We start from the raw sequence: 19139 nt of genomic DNA on the forward strand, positions 1-19139 counted from the left end.
GTGAGATCGTTGGAATCGGGAGAGGGGCTGCCGCCTCAGCGCGAGCAGATTGGGGCGCCTCGCGCGGACTTCAAGCGTGGCGACTGCTCAACTTTCGCCGGGGGCCGCGTCAGCTGGCCTCGGGCTCGAGCAGCAGCACCGCCGCCACCTTGCGGCCCTCGGCCATCAGGATGTTGTAGGTGCGGCAGGCGGCCTGCATGTCCATGGCATCGACGCCGACGTGGCGGCGCGCCAGCGACGCGGTCAGGCGCGGGTGCGGAAAGCGCAGCCGCGAGCCGGTGCCGAGCAGCACCACTTCGGGTCCCAGTTCGGACAGCTGCTCGAAATGCGCGGGCTCCAGGTCTTCGAAGCGGTCGACCGGCCAGGGCTGGACTTCGCCCTCCGGCATGACCAGCACCGACCTGGTATGGCGCACGAGGTTGATTTCGATATATCCGGGCCCGTAGGCCGTGACGGTGTTGAGCGACTGGGGCTGGTCGGCGTGGAGTTTCACTTGGGGATCTCGGCGGTGGACGGCGCGGGCTGGCGGGCGGGTCCGCGGAGCGGAGCGCCGGCGGGCCGGGCGGGCCTTGGATGGACGACAGCGGGCAGGCGGCCGCGGTGCGCGCGGACAGCGCACGCTGCAATGCAAGAATCCCTGCCGAAGTCTGTCATAATCCGATAAATTATAGCTTTTGCCTTCCTGTCTGCCACGTTTGCGTTGCATCGCAGCGGACGGCGCCTCCGCATTCTTTCAGATTCTGTCAGATCGCCCCGATTCCCAGTCCGGTGCCGCCGACGCGGCACGCCACGCTTGCCCGACATCGCCGTGAAACCCATCCAGAAATCCAACAAACTCAATAACGTTTGCTACGACATCCGCGGGCCGGTGCTGGAAAAGGCCAAGCAGATGGAGGAAGAAGGGCACAAGATCATCAAGCTGAATATCGGCAACCTGGCCGTATTCGGTTTTGACGCGCCGGAAGAGATTCAGCAGGACATGATGCGAAACCTGCCGAATTCGGCAGGTTATTCCGATTCCAAGGGCATTTTCGCCGCGCGCAAGGCGATCATGCACTATACCCAGCAAAAAAATATCGAAGGCGTCGGCCTGGACGATATCTATGTGGGCAACGGCGCCTCCGAGCTGATCGTGATGGCCGTCAACGCGCTGCTCAATACCGGCGACGAAGTGCTGGTGCCGGCGCCGGACTACCCGCTGTGGACCGCCGCGGTGAGCCTGTCGGGCGGCACGCCGGTGCACTACATCTGCGACGAGTCCAACGAGTGGATGCCCGATCCGGCCGATATCAGCGCGCGCATCACGCCGCATACCAAGGCCATCGTCATCATCAACCCGAACAACCCCACCGGGGCGCTGTACTCGGATGAACTGCTGCTCGAGATCGTCGCGATCGCGCGCGAGCACGGCCTGATCATCTTTGCCGACGAGATCTACGACAAGGTCCTGTACGACGGCAACACCCATACCTCGATCGCCTCGCTGTCGACCGACGTGCTGACGGTGACCTTCAACGGCCTGTCGAAGAACTACCGCTCGTGCGGCTACCGCGCCGGCTGGATGGTGGTGTCCGGCGACAAGCGCCCGGCCATCGACTACATCGAAGGCCTGAACATGCTGTCGTCGATGCGTCTGTGCGCCAACGTGCCGGGCCAGTGGGCGATCCAGACCGCGCTGGGCGGCTACCAGAGCATCAACGACCTGGTCGCCGAAGGCGGGCGCCTGCGCCGCCAGCGCGACCTGGCCTACGAACTGATCACCGCGATTCCGGGCGTGACCTGCGTCAAGCCCAAGGCGGCGCTGTACCTGTTCCCGAAGCTGGACCTGTCGATGTACCCGGTGCAGGACGACCAGGAGTTCATCTATGAACTGCTGCAGGAGTCCAAGGTGCTGCTGGTGCAGGGCTCCGGTTTCAACTGGGCCCGGCCCGACCATTTCCGCATCGTGTTCCTGCCGCACGAGGAAGACCTGCGCGAGGCCATCGGCCGCATCGCGCGCTTCCTCGAGGCTTACCGAAAACGCCACGGCAAGGCAGCGGCCTGATCCGGCCGGCCGCGCCGCAACTCATCCTTAGCAACTCAGAAGATTGTCCATGAACCCCATCAAAGTTGGCCTGCTCGGCATCGGTACCGTCGGTAGCGGCACGTTCAACGTGCTCAAGCGCAACCAGGAAGAAATTCGTCGCCGCGCCGGCCGCGGCATCGAGATTGCCGTGGTGGCCGATCTCAACACCGAACGCGCGCGCGAACTGACCAACGGGGAAGTGGAAGTCGTCAGCGACGCCAACGCGGTGGTCAACCGCCCCGACATCGACATCGTCATCGAACTGATCGGCGGCTACGGCATTGCGCGCGAGCTGGTGCTCAAGGCGATCGAGAACGGCAAGCACGTGGTCACCGCCAACAAGGCACTGCTGGCCGTGCACGGCAACGAGATCTTCGAGGCCGCGCGCAACAAGGGCGTGATCGTCGCGTTCGAGGCCGCGGTGGCCGGCGGCATCCCCATCATCAAGGCGCTGCGCGAAGGCCTGACCGCCAACCGCATCCAGTGGATCGCCGGCATCATCAACGGCACCACCAACTTCATCCTGTCCGAGATGCGCGACAAGGGCCTCGATTTCGACGCGGTCCTGAAGGAAGCGCAGCAACTGGGCTACGCCGAGGCCGACCCGACCTTCGACATCGAGGGCGTCGATGCCGCGCACAAGGTCACGCTGATGAGCGCGATTGCCTTCGGCATGCCGGTGCAGTTCGACAAGGCCCACGTGGAAGGCATCATCAGGCTGTCGGCCACCGACATCAAGTACGCCGAAGAGCTGGGCTACCGCATCAAGCTGCTCGGCATCACCCGCCGCCGCGACGACGGCGTCGAGCTGCGCGTGCATCCGACGCTGGTGCCGGCCACGCGCCTGATCGCCAATGTGGAAGGCGCGATGAACGCGGTGCTGGTGCAGGGCGACGCCGTGGGCGCCACGCTGTACTACGGCAAGGGCGCCGGCGCCGAGCCGACCGCCTCGGCGGTGATCGCCGACCTGGTCGACGTGACCCGACTGCACACCGCCGATCCCGAGCACCGCGTGCCGCACCTGGCGTTCCAGCCGGATGAGCTGTCGAGCGTGCCGGTGCTGCCGATCGAGGAGATCAACAGCTCGTACTACCTGCGCATGCGCGTGGCCGACGAGACCGGCGTGCTGGCCGAGATCACGCGCATCCTGGCCGAGGGCGGCATCTCGATCGACGCCATGCTGCAGAAGGAATCGCGCGAAGGCGAGCCGCAGACCGACATCATCATCCTGACTCACATCACGCGCGAGAAGCACGTCAACGCCGCCATCGCCAGGATCGAGGCACTGCCCACCGTGCTGTCCGCGGTGACGCGCCTGCGCATGGAAGAACTGAACTAAGGGCCGGACCGGACCATTGTCATGAAATACCAGTCGACCCGCGGCCACGAGATGCCGCAATCGTTTTCCGAGATCCTGCTGGGCGGCCTGGCGCCGGACGGCGGCCTGTACCTGCCCGCGCAGTATCCGCAGGTCACGGCCGATGAGCTGGAAGCATGGCGCAAGCTGCCGTATGCCGACCTGGCCTACGAGATCCTGCGCAAGTTCTGCGACGACATTCCCGCCGAAGACCTGCACGCGCTGACGCGCAAGACTTACACCGCCGAGGTGTACTGCAACGCGCGCGCAGGCGACAACACCGCCGACATCACGCCGCTGCGCACGCTGGGCGAGGAAGGCGGCACCAGGCTGCAGTTGCTGGGCCTGTCCAACGGCCCGACGCTGGCGTTCAAGGACATGGCGATGCAGCTGCTCGGCAACCTGTTCGAGTACGCGCTGGCGCGCGCCGGGCAGGAGCTGAACATCCTCGGCGCCACCTCCGGCGATACCGGCAGCGCGGCCGAATACGCGATGCGCGGCAAGCGCGGCATCCGCGTCTTCATGCTGAGTCCGCACCGCAAGATGAGCGCGTTCCAGACCGCGCAGATGTTCAGCCTGCAGGACCCGAACATCTTCAACATCGCCATCGACGGCGTGTTCGACGACGCCCAGGACATCGTCAAGGCGGTCTCGAACGACCACGCCTTCAAGGCGCGCCAGAAGATCGGCACGGTCAACTCGATCAACTGGGCGCGCGTGGTGGCCCAGGTGGTGTACTACTTCAAGGGCTGGCTGCTGGCGACCGACGGTCCCGGCCAGAAGGTCTCGTTCTGCGTGCCGTCGGGCAACTTCGGCAACGTCTGCGCCGGCCATATCGCGCGCATGATGGGCCTGCCGATCGACAAGCTGGTAGTCGCCACCAACGAGAACGACGTGCTCGACGAGTTCTTCCGCACCGGCGCCTACCGCGTGCGCAAGTCGGCCGAGACCTACCATACCTCCAGTCCGAGCATGGACATCTCCAAGGCCTCGAACTTCGAGCGCTTCGTGTTCGACCTGCTGGGGCAGGACGCCGGCAAGCTGGCGGCGCTGTTCCGCGACGTGGAAGAGCAGGGCGGCTTCGACCTGGCCGGCACGCCGGAATTCGACCGCATCCGCGAGTTCGGCTTTGTCTCGGGCCGCAGCACGCACGAGGACCGGCTGGCGACCATCCGCGACCTGTCGTCGCGCTACGGCATCACCATCGATACCCACACCGCCGACGGCATCAAGGTGGCGCGCGAGCATCTCAGCGCCGGCGTGCCGATGGTGGTGCTGGAAACCGCGCTGCCGGCCAAGTTTGCGGACACCATCCGCGAAGCGCTCGGCCACGAGCCGGAGCGCCCGGCCAAGTTCGAGGGCATCGAGAGCCTGCCGCAGCGCTTCGAGGTGATGCCGGCCGACGCCGCGCAGGTGAAGGCCTATATCGCCCGCCACACCGGCCTGTAAGCGCGCGGGTGCGGACCTGGGGACGTGGCTGCGGCGCCGCCGCGTGCCGGGTCCGGTCCAACTCGCTACAATCAGGCTGCGGGCCCGATCCACGGTCCCCGGATTGCCAGCCCCGCGCGCGGGTGCCGGCAATGCGCGGGCCGTTTTTCGTGGGCCAACCCTTTCCCACATCGCACCATGACCCAAGCCGCAGCACCTTCCCGTCCTCCGATGCTGACCATGGCCCAGGCGCTCGACGCGCTGCTTGCCGCCGCCCGGCCGCTGGCGCAGGCCGAGTCGATCGACACGCTCGCCGCCAACGGCCGCGTGCTGGCCGCGCCGGTGACAAGCACGCTGCGCGTGCCGCCGGCCGACAATACCTCGATGGATGGCTATGCCGTGCGCGCCGCCGAGGTCCCGGTCGCGGGCACGCGGCTGCGCGTGTCGCAACGGATTCCCGCCGGCCATGTCGGCACCGCGCTGGAGCCGGGCACCGCGGCGCGCATCTTCACCGGCGGGCTGATCCCGCCCGGCGCCGATGCCGTGGTGATGCAGGAGCAATGCACGGCCGAGGGCGACGACGTGATCGTCAACCACGTGCCGCAGTCCGGCGAATGGGTGCGGCGCGCCGGCGAGGATATCGAAGCCGGCAGCGTGATCCTGCCGGCCGGCACGCGGCTGACGCCGCAGGCGCTGGGGCTGGCCGCGTCGGTCGGCCAGGCGCAGCTGGAGGTGGTGCGACGCGTGCGCGTCGCGGTGTTCTTCACCGGCGACGAACTGGCGATGCCGGGCGAGCCGCTCAAGCCGGGCGCGATCTACAACTCCAACCGTTTCACGCTGCGCGGCCTGCTGGAGAACCTGGGCTGCGAGGTCAGCGACTTCGGCATCGTGCCCGATACGCTGGCCGCGACGCGCGAGACGCTGCGCCGCGCGGCGCAGGGTCATGACCTGATCATTACCTCGGGCGGCGTCTCGGTCGGCGAGGAAGACCATATCAAGCCCGCGGTCGAGGCCGAGGGGCGGCTCGATATGTGGCAGATCGCGATCAAGCCGGGCAAGCCGCTGGCGTTCGGGCAGGTCGGCAGCGGCAGCGAGCCGGCGTTTTTCCTGGGCTTGCCGGGCAACCCCGTGTCCAGCTTCGTAACCTTCCTGCTGTTCGTGCGCCCGTTCATCCTGCGCCTGCAGGGCGTGGCCGAGGTCACGCCGCGGCGCCTGCCGCTGCGCGCCGATTTCGAGCTGAAGAAAGGCGACCGCCGCAACGAATTCCTGCGCGCGCGCCTCAACGCCGAGGGTGGGCTGGACCTGTTCCCCAACCAGAGCTCGGGCGTGCTAACCTCCACCGTCTGGGGCGATGGCCTGATCGACAATCCGCCCAACCAGGCGATCGCGCGCGGCGATACCGTGCAGTTCATTCCGTTTGACGGCCTGCTCGCGTAGCGGCCGGCATGACCAGGAAGCAGAAGGCAGCAATGATCATCGAACTCCGATTCTTTGCCAGCGTGCGCGAGCAGCTCGGCGTGTCCGCCGAGCGCGCCGACGTGCCGCCCGAGGTGCGCACCGTCGGCGCGCTGCGCCAGTGGCTGCGCCAGCGCGGCGGCGCCTGGGCCGAGACCCTGGCCGAGGGCCGCGCGCTGCGCATGGCGGTCGACCACGCCGTCGCCCGCGCCGATACCGCACTTGCCGACGGCTGCGAAGTCGCGTTTTTTCCGCCCGTGACCGGAGGCTGAGATGAGCGTCAGGGTGCAGCGTGAGGATTTCGATCTCGGCGCCGAAGTCGCGGCGCTGCGCGCCGATAACCCGCAGGTCGGCGCCGTGGCCAGCTTTATCGGCACCGTGCGCGACGTCAGCGAGGGCAGCGCCGTCAGCGCGATGGAGCTGGAGCATTACCCGGGCATGACCGAGAAGGCGCTGGCGCAGATCGAGGCGGCGGCGTGCGCGCGCTGGGAACTGCTGGGCGTCACCATCATCCATCGCGTCGGCCCGCTGCTGCCGCTGGACCAGATCGTGCTGGTCGCGGTGGCATCGAAGCATCGCGGCAATGCCTTCGCCGCGTGCGAATTCATCATGGACTACCTCAAGTCCGAAGCGCCGTTCTGGAAAAAGGAAGAAACGCCGGAGGGCGCGCGCTGGGTCGATGCACGGGTGACCGATGAAGATGCGCTGAAGCGCTGGGGCATCCAGTCGATCAACGCCAGCGGCGAGGACCAGCCCTGATGGGGCCGTTGGGGTTTGTCGCCGTCGGTGTTGGCGCCGCGGCGGGGGCATGGCTGCGCTGGGGGTTCTCGGTGCTGTGGAATACGATCAACCCGGCGATGCCGTATGGCACCCTCGCGGCCAACCTGCTGGGCGGCTACCTGATCGGGCTTGCTGTCGGCTTCTTCGATACCCATGCCGGTCTGCCGCCGGAATGGCGCCTGCTGGCCATTACCGGCTTCCTGGGCGGGCTGACCACGTTCTCGACCTTCTCAAGCGAAGTTGTCGCCAACCTGATCGCCGGTGACTACGGCTGGGCGGCGATGCACCTGCTGCTGCATCTCGGCGGCTCCTTGCTGCTGACCGCGCTCGGGCTCTGGACCTATCGCATGCTGGCCTGATGGGCGTCCCGGATCAGGGCCAGCAGCGCGGCATTGAAGGCCTGCGCCTGCTCCATATGCGGACTGTGGCCGGCACCGGCCACCACGCTGAACCCCGCCGCCGGGTGCAAGGCTCGCGTGGCCATGCCCACCGCCGGCGCATACAGCCTGCTGGACTCTCCGTACAGATGGAACAGCGGCACGCGCGCCGCGCGCAGCGTGTCGCGGAAATCCTGCCGCGCCATGTCTTCCCACAAGCTGGCCAGCGCCGCGGCATCGCACTGCTGCGCCATGTGCGCGACGCGCTGCGTCGCCGCTGCCTCCGGACGCCGGCCTGCGGCCCACAAGCCTGATGCCACCGACGGCGCCAGCCGGGGCCAGTCGGCTCGGATCCGGTCCGCCATCTGCCGGGCATGGGCCAGGTCGTAATGGCCGTGCAGCCCATGCGGCCAGCCCGGGTCGGTGACCATGCGGGGCGTCATGTCGATGCTGCCCACCGCCGCGAGCGGCAGTTGCGGCTGGTCGCGCAGCAGCGCCCAGGCCACCATCGCCCCCATCGACCAGCCCGCCACCACCACGTCAGCCAGCCCGAGGTGCCAGACCAGCGCGGCCACGTCGCGCGCCAGCGCCGCGATGGTCGCGCCGCGGCGCTGCCGCGACAGCCCGTGCCCGGCATGGTCGGGGGCGATCACGCGGAAGCCCGCCAGCGCCAGCGCGCGCTGTCCGTCAAAGGCCGCGCCATTGACCGACCAGCCGTGCAGCAGCAGCAGGGGCCGTCCCTGGCCAACCTCGCGCCAGCCGGGCAGGGCGCCGCGCGCCGGATGGAGCGCATAAGGCGGCGCGGCGGGGCTGGCGGGTACCGGATCGGAAGCGTCCAACGGCGTGTCTCGGCTGGCTGGAGGGGTAGAAGATGCCCGGGCTGCCGCACGGGGTGAGGGTGCCCCTCTATTGACATCCACGCCGGGCAATTTATACGATGAAACATGAATCAGATATCAGGTTTTGCCTGAATGTCGGTTCCGGGTGACGGCAAGCATGCGGGAGGGGCGAGGAGGCGCCTGCCGACAGTCTGCCGGCGCCGGCAAAACAGGCAGCGGTCGGCATTTCCATGACAAGGCGCCCAGCGCCACCGGAGACAAGATGTCCACCACCCAGACTGGCGACACCGGCATAGCCGACGTCGACGCCACCGGCCCCGCCGGCGGCATGGGCCCGCCCAAGACCGCGCGCGGGCAGAAGACGCGCGAGGCGCTGCTGCGCGCCGCCGAGAAGGTGTTCGGCGAGAAGGGCTACTACGCCGCGTCGATCTCCGAGATCACGCAGGAAGCCAAGGTGGCAATGGGCACCTTCTACCTGTACTTCAAGGACAAGGAAGACATCTTCCGCGCGCTGGTCGGGCACATGCTGGAACTGGTGCGCGCGCACCTGCGCAAGCACGTGGCCGCCGCCGAAACCCAGATGGAGGCCGAGCGCCTGGGCCTGAAGGCGTTCCTGTCCTTCGTTTCGCGCCACAAGAACCTGTACCGGATCGTGCTGGATTCTTACTCGGTCGACGAGACCATCTACAGCAGCTATTTCCAGGTATTCGCCGAGCTCTACAGCCGGCGCCTGACCCGTGCCGAAGAGCAGGGCGAAATCGTGCCCGGCGATGCCGAGGTGCGCGCCTGGTGCCTGATCGGCATCAGCAATTTCCTCGGCATGCGCTATGCGCGCTGGAAGCGTCCGCCATCGATGGAGAAGGTGGTCGACACCGCGTTCGACCTGATCGCGCATGGCCTGCAGCCGCGCCAGACGCGATAGGCGCGACAGGCCCGATTGCGCAGTACCGGCCCGCATGCGCCGCCAGCCGGCATGCCACGCAGTTGCAGCAGGTTTCATCCCTACAAACACAAACGAGACCGAACCAGGAGACCGCAATGCATCGCAACCCCCAGGCCCTGGCCCTGGCCGCCGCGCTGCTCGGCGCCGGCGCCGCGCTGGCCAAGGACATCCGCATCGCCCACGTCTACGACAAGACCGGCGCGCTCGAGGCCTATGCCAAGCAGACCCAGACCGGCCTGATGATGGGCCTGGAATACGCCACCAACGGCACCATGACCGTTAACGGCAACAAGCTGGTGGTGATCGAGAAAGACACCCAGGGCAAGCCGGACGTGGCCAAGGCGCAGCTGGCCGCGGCCTACAGCGACGACCGCGCCGACATCGCGGTGGGCCCGACGTCCTCCGGCACGGCGCTGGCGATGCTGCCGGTGGCCGAGGAATACAAGAAGGTGCTGCTGGTCGAGCCCGCCGTGGCCGACTCCATCACCGGCGACAAGTGGAACCGCTATATCTTCCGCACCGGCCGCAATTCGTCGCAGGACGCGATTTCCAATGCGGTGGCGCTGGACAAGCCGGGCGTGCAGATCGCCACGCTGGCGCAGGACTATGCCTTCGGCCGCGACGGCGTCAAGGCCTTCAAGGGCGCGCTCAAGCACGCCAGGATCGTGCATGAGGAATACCTGCCGACCAATACCACCGACTTCACCGCGGGCGCGCAGCGGCTGTTCGATTCGCTCAAGGACAAGCCCGGCCGCAAGGTGATCTTCATCATCTGGGCCGGCGCCGGCAACCCGTTCAAGATCGCCGACCTGGATCCGAAGCGCTACGGCATAGAGATCGCCACCGGCGGCAACATCCTGCCCGCGATGGCCAGCTACAAGAATTTCCCCGGCATGGAAGGGGCCACGTACTACTACTTCGGCATCCCCAAGAACAAGGCCAACGAGTGGCTGGTGTCCAACCACTACAGCAAGTTCAAGGCGCCGCCCGATTTCTTCACCGCCGGCGGCATGAGCGCGGGCATCGCGCTGGTCGAAGCCCTGAAGAAGACGCATGGCGAGACCGGCACCGAGAAGCTGATCGCGGCGATGGAGGGCATGTCGTTCGACACGCCCAAGGGCAGGATGACCTTCCGCAAGGAAGACCACCAGGCGATGCAGTCCATGTACCACTTCAAGATCAAGGTGGACCCGGCCTTTGCCTGGGGCGTGCCGGAACTCGTGCGCGAGATCAGGCCCGAGGAAATGAACGTGCCCGTGCGCAACCACCGCTGATGGACGCGCCAGCCTCCTACGCCAGGACCGCGCCGGCGCCGTCGCAGCCGGCGGGCCAGCCCGCGGGCACGGCGGCGTCCGCGGCGCGGCCGCTGCTGGAAACACGCGGGCTCACCATCCGCTTTGGCGGCCACGTCGCCGTCAATGCGGTGTCGTGCGCGTTCCGGCCCGGCGAGCTGACCTGCATCGTCGGCCCCAACGGCGCCGGCAAGACCACGTATTTCAACCTGATCTCGGGACAGCTGCCGCCCACTGCCGGGCAGATCCTGCTCGACGGCGAGGACGTGACGCGCCTGCCGGTGTCGCAGAAGACCCGGCGCGGCATCGGCCGCGCGTTCCAGCTGACCAGTCTGTTCCCGCAGCTGTCGGTGCTGGAGAACGTGCGGCTGGCGGTGCAGGCGCGGCAGCAGCGCGGCATCGATTTGTTCTCGATGTGGTCGCGCCACCGCGACCTGCAGGCGCAGGCCATGGCCATCCTCGAGCGCGTGGCGCTGGCCGGCAAGCGCCACCTGACGGTGGCATCGCTGCCGCACGGCGACCAGCGCAAGCTGGAGGTCGGCATCTTGCTGGCGCTGCAGCCGCGCGTGTTCATGTTCGACGAGCCCACCGCTGGCATGAGCGTCGACGAAGTGCCGGTGATCCTGGACCTGATCCGCGAGATCCGCCAGGACCGCACCAAGACCGTGCTGCTGGTCGAGCACAAGATGGACGTGGTGCGCTCGCTGGCCGACCGCATCATCGTGCTGCACAACGGCACGCTGGTGGCGGATGGTGACCCGGCCGAGGTGATCGCATCGCCGGTGGTGCAGCAGGCCTACCTGGGCCTGCCGGAAGAGGAGGGCAGCCATGGCTGAGGCGACCGCGGCGCAACCGATCCTGCAATTGCGGGACGTGCAGACCCATATCGGCCCGTACCACATCCTGCATGGCGTCAGCTTCGCGGTGCCGCGCGGCGGCGTGACCATGCTGCTGGGACGCAACGGCGCCGGCAAGACCACCACGCTACGCACCATCATGGGCCTGTGGCAGGCCAGCACCGGCACCGTCAGCTTCAACGGCGCCGACATCACGCGCCTCAGCACGCCGGCGATCGCGCAGGCTGGCATTGCCTACGTGCCCGAGAACATGAGCGTGTTCTCCGACCTGACCGTGGCCGAGAACATGCGCCTGGCAGCGCGCACCGGCGCCATCGACGAACGCCGGCTGGACTGGGTGTTCCGCATGTTCCCGGCGCTGAAGACCTTCTGGCACCAGCGCGCCGGCGTGCTGTCGGGCGGGCAGAAGCAGATGCTGTCGGTGGCGCGCGCCATCATCGAGCCGCGCCAGCTGCTGATCGTCGACGAGCCGACCAAGGGCCTGGCGCCGGCGATCATCCAGAACATGATCCACGTGTTCCGCGAGCTGAAGCAGACCGAGGTGTCGATCCTGCTGGTGGAGCAGAACTTCCATATGGCGAAGTCGGTGGGCGATACGGTGGCGGTGATGGACGATGGCCGCACGGTGCATAGCGGCACGATGGCGGCGCTGGCGGAGGATGAGGCATTGCAGCAGCGGCTGCTGGGGTTGTCGCTGGCGGCGCACCAGTAGGCCTTTGCAGTTGCGCAGGTTGGCTCCCAAGGCAGCACACATCAGCACGAACAGACACATGACGACTTCATCAACCACCTTGCCGTCCGCAACTCCGGCCGCACCGCCCGGAGTCCGCCTCGACTGGACCCCGCTGGCGCTCGCGCCCTTGCTGATGCTGCTGGCCTTTCCGCTGGTCGGCAGCCCGTCGACCTGGCTCACGCTGACCATTGCCGGCCTGGCGATGGGGATGATCATCTTCGTGGTGTCGTCCGGGCTGACGCTGGTGTTCGGCCTGATGGACGTGCTCAACTTCGGCCATGGCGCGTTCATCGCACTGGGCGCCTATGTCGCGGCCTCGGTGCTGCTGCCGCTGGCGGGCTGGGTCGAGGCCGACAGCCTGGCGCTGAACCTGTCGGTGTTTGCGCTGGCGATCGCCGCGGCGATGGTGGCAGCCGGCGCGGTCGGGCTGTTTTTCGAGCGCGTGGTGGTGCGTCCGGTCTACGGCCAGCATCTCAAGCAGATCCTGATCACGATGGGCGGCATGATCGTGGCCGAGCAGCTGATCAAGGCGATCTGGGGCCCGGAAACCATTGCGCTGCAGGTGCCCACCACCTTCCGCGGCGCGGTGCTGCTGGGCGACGCGGCGATCGAGAAATACCGGCTGATCGCGATGGCGCTGGGGCTGGTGATCTTTATCGCCATGCTGCTGCTGCTCAACCGCACCCGCATCGGCCTGCTGATCCGCGCCGGGGTGGAGAACCGCGAGATGGTCGAGGCGCTGGGCTACCGGGTGCGCCGGCTGTTCGTCGGCGTGTTCGTCGCGGGCGCCGCGCTGGCGGGTCTGGGCGGCGTGCTGTGGGGCCTGTACCAGCAGAACATCACGGCGGCGATCGGGGCGCAGGTCAATGTGCTGATCTTCATCGTGATCATCATCGGCGGGCTCGGTTCCACCACGGGCTGTTTCGTCGGCGCGCTGCTGGTGGGGCTGATGGCCAACTACACCGGCTTCCTGTTTCCCAAGGTGGCGCTGTTCTCCAACATCTTGCTGATGATGCTGATCCTGCTGTGGCGCCCGCAAGGGCTGTTCCCGGTGGCGCGGCGCTGAGGGCAATGACCATGATCCGACTTCTCTCCGGCGACCTGCCGCGCAGCCGCGTGCTGGCGGCGCTGCTGCTGCTGATCCTGATTGCGCTGGCGTGCGCGCCGTTTGCGTTCCCCGGCGCGCGCGCGCTCAACATGGCGGCCAAGATCTGCATCTTCGTGGTGCTGGTGGCCAGCTATGACCTGCTGCTGGGCTATACCGGCATCGTCTCGTTTGCCCACACCATGTTCTTCGGCATCGGCGGCTATGGCGTGGCCATCGCCATGTCGCGCATGGAGCCGGGCTGGGGCGCCTTGCTGGCCGGCACGGCCGGCGCGCTGGCCGTATCGGCGCTGCTGGCCTTCCTGATCGGGCTGTTCTCGCTGCGGGTGCGGGCGATTTTCTTCGCCATGATCACGCTGGCGGTGGCCACCGCCTTCGCCACGCTGGTGTCGCAGCTGTCGGAGTGGACCGGCGGCGAGGACGGACTGACTTTCAAGGTGCCCGAGGTGCTGCGCCCCGGCTTTACGCTGGGCGACGCCGAATGGCTGGGCGTGCCGCTGAGCGGCAAGCTGCTGAGCTACTACCTGGTATTCGCCGGCGCGCTGGTGCTGTTCCTGGCGCTGCTGCGCATCGTCAACTCGCCGTTCGGCCGGGTGCTGCAGGCGATCCGCGAGAACGACTTCCGCGCCGAGGCGATCGGCTACCGCACCGTGGTCTACCGCACGGTGTCGACGGTGCTGTCGGCGATGTTCGCCACGCTGGCGGGCGTGCTGATGGCCATCTGGCTGCGCTACAACGGCCCCGACACCTCGCTGTCGTTCGAGATCATGGTCGATATCCTGCTGATCGTGGTGATCGGCGGCATGGGCACGCTCTACGGCGCGGTGATCGGCACCGTGCTGTTCCTGCTGGCGCAGACCTACCTGCAGGACGTGATGAAGCTGGCCAGCGACGGCACCGCCGCGCTGCCGCTGCTGTCGGCGCTGCTGCATCCGGACCGCTGGCTGCTGTGGCTGGGCCTGCTGTTCGTGCTGAGCGTCTATTATTTCCCGCAAGGCGTGGTGGGGCGGCTGCGCGGCAGCGGGCCGGTCCAGGACATCGCCAGCTGAGCGGAGGCTAGCCCATGTACGTGATCGACTGGCTGCACCGGAACGCGCAGCATTTCCCCGACAAGGTCGCGCTGGTGGACGTGGAGAGCGGCCGCCACGTGACCTATCGCCATGTCGACGAGCGTGCCAGCCGCTTTGCCGAATACCTGCGCGACCATCTGCGCCTGGCGCCGGGCACGCGCGTGGCGGTGCTGGCGCACAACAGCTCGGACTATCTCGAGATGCTGTATGGCTGCGCCAAGGCCGGCATGGTGATGGTGTGCCTGAACTGGCGCCTGCCCGCGGCCGAGCTGCTGCCGATCCTGCACGACTGCACGCCGCAAGTACTGGTGGCGGGCGATGGTTTCCTGGGCGTGGCGGCGGAACTGGCCCGCGCCATGCCGCTGCGCGCGGTGCTGCACCTGGCCGATGACGAAGCCGCCGACGTGCCCGGCGGCTGGACCGAATACGAGGCCGTGCTCGATGCCGCGTCCGGCCGCATCATCGAGATGCCGTGCCGCGACGAGAGCGAAATCTGGCACCTGCTGTACACCTCCGGCACCACCGGCAAGCCCAAGGGCGTGATCCAGACCTACGGCATGGTGTTCTTCAACGCCGTCAACGCGATGCTGGCCAACCAGATCACGTGCGACGACGCGTTCCTCAACGTGCTGCCGTTCTTCCATACCGGCGGCCTGAACCTGTATGCCAACCCGGTGCTGCACGCCGGCGGCACGGTGCACATCATGCGGCAGTTCGAGCCGCAGGCCGTGCTGTCCCGGCTCGACCGCCGCAGCGGCGCGGGTATCACCATGTTCTTCGCGGTGCCGTCGGTGTACCTGTTCCTGAGCCAGCATCCGCGCTTCGCGCAGGCGGACCTGTCCGGCGTGCGCAATATGGCGGCCGGCGGCTCGCCGGTGCCACGGCCACTGCTGGAAGCCTACCTGGCCAAGGGCGTGACCATCCGCTTCGGCTTCGGCATGACCGAGACCGGTCCCACGGTGTTCGTTTGCGACGAGGACACAGCGCGCCGCAAGCTCGGCAGCATCGGCAAGCCGGTGGGATCGATGCTGACCCGCATCGTCGATCCGCTCGGCGTCGACGTGGGCCCCGGCGAGCGCGGCGAACTGCTGATCAAGGGGCCGGGCGTGACGCCGGGCTACTGGAACCTGCCCGAGGCCACCGCGCAGGCGCTGCGCGACGGCTGGCTGCATTCCGGCGACATTGCCTATTGCGATGAGGACGGCGACTACTACATCGTCGACCGCGCCAAGGACATGTTCATCTCGGGCGGCGAGAACGTCTATCCGGCCGAGGTCGAGAATGTGCTGTTCCAGCTGCCGGGCGTGGCCGAGGCCGCGGTGATCGGCACGCCGGACCCGCGCTGGGGCGAGGTCGGCATGGCGCTGGTGGTGCTGCGCCCGGGTGCCGCGCTTGACGCGGATGCCGTGATCGCTCACTGCAAGGCGCACCTGGCCGGCTACAAGGTGCCGCGCGAGGTGCGCTTCCTCGACGCGTTGCCGCGCACGCCGTCCGGCAAGGTGGAAAAGCACAAGCTGCGTGCGGACCTGGCCGGAAACAGCGGCTGAGGCGTGCACCAGTTGCCGTGGTTTGATGTCGTTCCCGTTGTTCGCAGTCGCAGTCTTCACAGTCTTCGCAGTCTTCCATCGACGTATGTCTCGACGGCCCCGGCACGGGGCGACAGAAGGAGGTTGACATGCAATCCACGCAGCTTTCGCCGCGGTACCGCGGCCTCAGGCTCACGGCGCTGGCGGCGGTCGCATCGATGCTGGCCGCATGCGGGTCGGGCGGCGACGACAACGGCAATGGCGGCAAGCCCAATACCAAGCCCGCCTATATCGGCGCAGTCACCATCAGCAGCTACGACGGCGCCACCGACGACCTGCTGACCGCAGGCTTGGGCAAGGACGGCCTGGCCAGCAGCACGGCGCCATTGCCGCTCAACCCGGCCGCACCGACCGCGGCGGAACTGCGGCGCTATGCGATCTATACCAACTATCGCGCCATTGTCGACACCAGTGCCGGCGGCGGCTATGGCTCGCTCTATGGGCCCAATGTCGATGCACAAGGGAATATCACGGCGTCGGAGGGCAAGGTCGCGGGCGTGGAGTACGTGGCGTACTCCGACGACGGCTCCGGCCAGCAGAACGTGACCATGCTGGTGCAGATCCCCACCACCTTCAACACCACGCAACCATGCCTGATCACCGCCACGTCATCGGGCTCGCGCGGCGTCTATGGCGCCATCGGCACCGGCGAATGGGGCCTGAAGCGCGGCTGCGCGGTGGCCTATACCGACAAGGGCACCGGCGCCGCGCCGCATGACCTCGATACCGACACGGTGGCGCTGATCGACGGCACCCGCACCACGCGCGCGGCCGCCGGCAAGAACGCGCACTTCGCCGCGCCGGCCGGCGCCACCTCGCTGGCGGAATTCACGGCAGCCAATCCGCACCGGCTGGCGTTCAAGCATGCGCATTCGCAGCGCAACCCGGAGAAGGACTGGGGCAAGTTCACGCTGCAAGCGGTGGAGTTTGCGCTGTGGGCCATCAATGACCGCTTCGGCGCCGTGTCGGCCAACGGCACGCGTCAGCGCACGCTGGACCAGGACAAGGTCCTTGTGATCGCATCGAGCGTGTCCAATGGCGGCGGCGCCGCCGTGGCGGCCGCCGAGCAGGATGCCGGCGGCCTGATCGACGGCGTGGCGGTGGCCGAGCCCAACCTGAACATGCCGCCCAACACCGGCATCGTGGTGCGGCGCGGCGCGGCGCAGGTGGCGGCATCTGGCCTGACGCTGTACGACTACACCACCACCGCCAACCTGCTGCAGCACTGCGCCGGGCGCGCCACCGCGCTGACCCAGGCGCCGTTCTACACCAACCCCACCATGGCGCCGTTCTTTGCCGCGCGCTGCCAGACGCTGGCCGAGAAAGGGCTGGTTACCGGCGCCAACACGGATCAGCAGAGCGCCAGCGCGCTGCAGGCGCTGCGCGCCGCCGGCTGGGAAGCGGAATCGGATGACCTGCACCCGTCGCTGGCCGCGTTCGATGTGGCGGCCGCGATCTCGGTCACCTATGCCAACGCCTATGCGCGGGCCAGCGTGACCGACCGGCTGTGCGGCTACAGCTTTGCCGCCACGCTGACCGACCTGAAGCCCGCTGCGATCGCACCGGCGCCGCTGGCGTCGATGTACGCCACCGGCAACGGCATCCCGCCGCAGGCACCGGTCCAGCTGATCAACGACCGCGATCCGCAGCACGGGCCCTACCTGAACCTGCCGTCCGTGTCCGCCTCGACCCAGCGCGCCGACATCAACTACGACGGCGCCAGCTGCCTGCGCAACCTGCTGACCGGATCCGATGCGGCGGCACTCGCGTTGCAGGCCGGCCAGGGGCTGACGCTGCGCAACGGCAACCTGCGCGGCAAGCCGGCGCTGATCGTGCATGGGCGCAGCGACGCGCTGCTGCCGGTCAACCATACCTCGCGCCCCTACCTGGGCCTGAACCGCCAGCAGGAGGGCGTGACCAGCAAGCTGTCCTACGTGGAGGTCGAGAACGCACAGCATTTCGACGCCTTCATCGGCGTGGTGCCGGGCTACAGCAACCGCTATGTGCCGTTGCACGTCTACCTGAACCGGGCCCTCGACGCGGTCTACGACAACCTGACCGCGGGCAGGGCGCTGCCGCCGTCGCAGGTGGTGCGGACCACGCCGCGCGGCGGCACCTTCAACACCCCGGCGCCGGCGCTGCTGCCGTCCAACGTGCCGCCGTTCGCCGCCACGCCGGCACCCGGCAACGCCATCACCGTCACCGCCAATACCGTACAGGTGCCCGACTGATGCACGACGAACCGCCGCGCGTGCTGTCGCAGCGCGATTTCGACCGCTTCGCCGCGCTGTCGCGCGACGACAACCCGATCCACTGCGATCCGGCCTTTGCCCGTGGCACGCATTTCGGTGCCACGGTGGCGCACGGCATGCTGCTGTTCTCGCTGCTGTGCGCGCATGGCGCGCGGCAACTGCCGCGACCGGCCTTGCCGGTCGCGCAGACGCTGATGTTCCCGGCGCCGGCGTTCGTTGGCGATGCGGTGCAGTTTGCGCTGTCTGCGCAGCCGGCGCCCGCCGGACTTGCCGCCTGCGCCACCACGGTGAGCTGTGCGGGCGCGCCCGGCCAGGTGCCGCGAGTGACGGCCGTGGGCGAGGCGCGCTGGCTGGCGGACGCGAGCCCTGCCGCACTGGCCGACCACTCAGCCGGAGCGGACCCGGTTGCGCAGGACGGCGATGCGGCCCTGTACGGTCTGCGTCCGGGCCAGCAGGCGAGCGCGGTGCGGGCCTTCACCGCGGCGGACCTGGACGAGTACATCGCGCTGACCGGCGATGCCAACCCGTTCCACGCCGATGCGGGCTTCGTCCGCACGCGCGGTTTCGCCGGCCCGGTGGTGCCGCTGCCGCTGCTGGCCGGCATGTTTTCGGACCTGCTCGGCACCCGCTTGCCCGGGCGCGGCACCGGCTGGATGAAGCAGTCGCTGCGGCTGGCCGCGCCGGCCCGGCTGGACGAGCCGCTGACGGCGCGGGTGCGCGTCGTGCGGCTGCGCGCGGACAAGGATCTCGTCAACCTGGCCAGCGTGATCACCGGCGCCGACGGCCGGGTGGTGGTGCAGGGCGAGTCGCTGGTGCTGGTGCGCAACCTGGCTGACAAGGGCGCAGAGCCCGCCGCGTAGCGGGCGCGCGTACCGCGGGCATCACATGGTGCCGCGCCGCGCCATGCCGGTGGCGCGCAATTCCACTCGGCATGCGGCCTTGAAATGTCTCCGCAAAGCCTTATCTTTCGGTATGACATCGAGTGTCCGGCAGGGCATAC

At 68.1% G+C, this 19139-nt stretch carries 18 protein-coding genes; 16 read left to right on the plus strand and 2 right to left on the minus strand.

Features of this window, described 5'->3' with window-relative positions:
• Window positions 1-109: 109 nt before the first annotated feature.
• On the minus strand, window positions 110-493 hold the full coding sequence (locus tag C7416_RS07235; protein ID WP_111517774.1) for an Mth938-like domain-containing protein: 384 nt from the start codon (window positions 491-493) through the stop codon (window positions 110-112).
• Window positions 494-808: 315 nt separating this feature from the next.
• Between C7416_RS07235 and C7416_RS07240 the strand changes: the two genes are divergently transcribed.
• The 7 genes from C7416_RS07240 (at window position 809) to crcB (ending at window position 7444) form a co-directional block, all read left to right on the plus strand.
• The gene (locus C7416_RS07240; RefSeq protein WP_111518107.1) at window positions 809-2044 is read left to right on the plus strand and encodes a pyridoxal phosphate-dependent aminotransferase; all 1236 of its coding nucleotides are present in this window, start codon (window positions 809-811) and stop codon (window positions 2042-2044) included.
• A gap of 49 nt (window positions 2045-2093) precedes the next feature.
• Complete coding sequence (locus C7416_RS07245) at window positions 2094-3404, plus strand: homoserine dehydrogenase (protein WP_111517775.1); 1311 nt, start codon at window positions 2094-2096, stop codon at window positions 3402-3404.
• Between the two features lie 21 nt (window positions 3405-3425).
• Complete coding sequence (gene thrC / locus C7416_RS07250; RefSeq protein WP_111517776.1) at window positions 3426-4871, plus strand: threonine synthase; 1446 nt, start codon at window positions 3426-3428, stop codon at window positions 4869-4871.
• A gap of 177 nt (window positions 4872-5048) precedes the next feature.
• On the plus strand, window positions 5049-6287 hold the full coding sequence (locus C7416_RS07255; RefSeq protein ID WP_111517777.1) for a molybdopterin molybdotransferase MoeA: 1239 nt from the start codon (window positions 5049-5051) through the stop codon (window positions 6285-6287).
• Window positions 6288-6319: 32 nt separating this feature from the next.
• Window positions 6320-6577, plus strand: coding sequence for a molybdopterin converting factor subunit 1 (gene moaD / locus C7416_RS07260; protein WP_111517778.1), 258 nt, complete (start codon window positions 6320-6322; stop codon window positions 6575-6577).
• A gap of 1 nt (window position 6578) precedes the next feature.
• Window positions 6579-7064 (plus strand): molybdopterin synthase catalytic subunit MoaE, encoded by a 486-nt coding sequence (gene moaE / locus C7416_RS07265; RefSeq protein WP_062800446.1) that lies wholly within the window; start codon window positions 6579-6581, stop codon window positions 7062-7064.
• On the plus strand, window positions 7064-7444 hold the full coding sequence (gene crcB / locus C7416_RS07270) for a fluoride efflux transporter CrcB (RefSeq protein ID WP_111517779.1): 381 nt from the start codon (window positions 7064-7066) through the stop codon (window positions 7442-7444). Before moaE ends, crcB begins: the two co-directional genes overlap by 1 nt.
• Here crcB and C7416_RS07275 read toward each other — a convergent pair.
• Window positions 7426-8301 carry an alpha/beta fold hydrolase gene (locus tag C7416_RS07275; RefSeq protein WP_111517780.1) on the minus strand — a complete coding sequence of 292 codons (876 nt, stop codon included), beginning with the start codon at window positions 8299-8301 and terminating at the stop codon, window positions 7426-7428. The two genes, crcB and C7416_RS07275, sit on opposite strands and share 19 nt — an antisense overlap.
• Before the next feature lie 262 nt (window positions 8302-8563).
• Here C7416_RS07275 and C7416_RS07280 point away from each other — a divergent pair, with 262 nt between their 5' ends.
• From C7416_RS07280 to C7416_RS07320, 9 genes are all read left to right on the plus strand, one after another.
• A complete protein-coding gene (locus C7416_RS07280; RefSeq protein ID WP_012353065.1) occupies window positions 8564-9223 on the plus strand; it encodes a TetR/AcrR family transcriptional regulator in 660 nt (219 codons plus the stop codon).
• Window positions 9224-9339: 116 nt separating this feature from the next.
• Window positions 9340-10518 (plus strand): substrate-binding domain-containing protein, encoded by a 1179-nt coding sequence (locus tag C7416_RS07285; RefSeq protein WP_111517781.1) that lies wholly within the window; start codon window positions 9340-9342, stop codon window positions 10516-10518.
• A gap of 92 nt (window positions 10519-10610) precedes the next feature.
• The gene (locus C7416_RS07290) at window positions 10611-11372 is read left to right on the plus strand and encodes an ABC transporter ATP-binding protein (RefSeq protein WP_111518109.1); all 762 of its coding nucleotides are present in this window, start codon (window positions 10611-10613) and stop codon (window positions 11370-11372) included.
• Window positions 11365-12105 carry an ABC transporter ATP-binding protein gene (locus C7416_RS07295; RefSeq protein WP_111517782.1) on the plus strand — a complete coding sequence of 247 codons (741 nt, stop codon included), beginning with the start codon at window positions 11365-11367 and terminating at the stop codon, window positions 12103-12105. The genes C7416_RS07290 and C7416_RS07295 overlap by 8 nt, the downstream gene beginning before the upstream one ends.
• 58 nt (window positions 12106-12163) lie before the next feature.
• Window positions 12164-13192, plus strand: a complete 1029-nt coding sequence (locus C7416_RS07300; RefSeq protein ID WP_111517783.1) for a branched-chain amino acid ABC transporter permease — start codon at window positions 12164-12166, stop codon at window positions 13190-13192.
• Window positions 13193-13203: 11 nt separating this feature from the next.
• The gene (locus C7416_RS07305) at window positions 13204-14280 is read left to right on the plus strand and encodes a branched-chain amino acid ABC transporter permease (protein WP_111518111.1); all 1077 of its coding nucleotides are present in this window, start codon (window positions 13204-13206) and stop codon (window positions 14278-14280) included.
• A gap of 14 nt (window positions 14281-14294) precedes the next feature.
• Window positions 14295-15848, plus strand: coding sequence for an acyl-CoA synthetase (locus C7416_RS07310; RefSeq protein WP_111517784.1), 1554 nt, complete (start codon window positions 14295-14297; stop codon window positions 15846-15848).
• Window positions 15849-15976: 128 nt separating this feature from the next.
• On the plus strand, window positions 15977-18118 hold the full coding sequence (locus tag C7416_RS07315; RefSeq protein ID WP_111517785.1) for a D-(-)-3-hydroxybutyrate oligomer hydrolase: 2142 nt from the start codon (window positions 15977-15979) through the stop codon (window positions 18116-18118).
• The gene (locus tag C7416_RS07320; RefSeq protein ID WP_111517786.1) at window positions 18118-18999 is read left to right on the plus strand and encodes a MaoC/PaaZ C-terminal domain-containing protein; all 882 of its coding nucleotides are present in this window, start codon (window positions 18118-18120) and stop codon (window positions 18997-18999) included. Before C7416_RS07315 ends, C7416_RS07320 begins: the two co-directional genes overlap by 1 nt.
• Window positions 19000-19139: the final 140 nt, after the last annotated feature.

This window comes from Cupriavidus phytorum (assembly GCF_003254285.1).
GTDB lineage: Bacteria > Pseudomonadota > Gammaproteobacteria > Burkholderiales > Burkholderiaceae > Cupriavidus > Cupriavidus phytorum.

What these genes read in the sequence shown, in the direction of transcription:
- C7416_RS07245 (WP_111517775.1), top strand. Translation starts at nt 2,094, where the DNA reads ATGAACCCCATCAAAGTTGGCCTGCTCGGCATCGGTACCGTCGGTAGC.
- thrC (WP_111517776.1), top strand. Translation starts at nt 3,426, where the DNA reads ATGAAATACCAGTCGACCCGCGGCCACGAGATGCCGCAATCGTTTTCC.
- C7416_RS07255 (WP_111517777.1), top strand. Translation starts at nt 5,049, where the DNA reads ATGACCCAAGCCGCAGCACCTTCCCGTCCTCCGATGCTGACCATGGCC.
- moaD (WP_111517778.1), top strand. Translation starts at nt 6,320, where the DNA reads ATGATCATCGAACTCCGATTCTTTGCCAGCGTGCGCGAGCAGCTCGGC.
- moaE (WP_062800446.1), top strand. Translation starts at nt 6,579, where the DNA reads ATGAGCGTCAGGGTGCAGCGTGAGGATTTCGATCTCGGCGCCGAAGTC.
- crcB (WP_111517779.1), top strand. Translation starts at nt 7,064, where the DNA reads ATGGGGCCGTTGGGGTTTGTCGCCGTCGGTGTTGGCGCCGCGGCGGGG.
- C7416_RS07280 (WP_012353065.1), top strand. Translation starts at nt 8,564, where the DNA reads ATGTCCACCACCCAGACTGGCGACACCGGCATAGCCGACGTCGACGCC.
- C7416_RS07285 (WP_111517781.1), top strand. Translation starts at nt 9,340, where the DNA reads ATGCATCGCAACCCCCAGGCCCTGGCCCTGGCCGCCGCGCTGCTCGGC.
- C7416_RS07295 (WP_111517782.1), top strand. Translation starts at nt 11,365, where the DNA reads ATGGCTGAGGCGACCGCGGCGCAACCGATCCTGCAATTGCGGGACGTG.
- C7416_RS07300 (WP_111517783.1), top strand. Translation starts at nt 12,164, where the DNA reads ATGACGACTTCATCAACCACCTTGCCGTCCGCAACTCCGGCCGCACCG.
- C7416_RS07305 (WP_111518111.1), top strand. Translation starts at nt 13,204, where the DNA reads ATGATCCGACTTCTCTCCGGCGACCTGCCGCGCAGCCGCGTGCTGGCG.
- C7416_RS07310 (WP_111517784.1), top strand. Translation starts at nt 14,295, where the DNA reads ATGTACGTGATCGACTGGCTGCACCGGAACGCGCAGCATTTCCCCGAC.
- C7416_RS07315 (WP_111517785.1), top strand. Translation starts at nt 15,977, where the DNA reads ATGCAATCCACGCAGCTTTCGCCGCGGTACCGCGGCCTCAGGCTCACG.
- C7416_RS07320 (WP_111517786.1), top strand. Translation starts at nt 18,118, where the DNA reads ATGCACGACGAACCGCCGCGCGTGCTGTCGCAGCGCGATTTCGACCGC.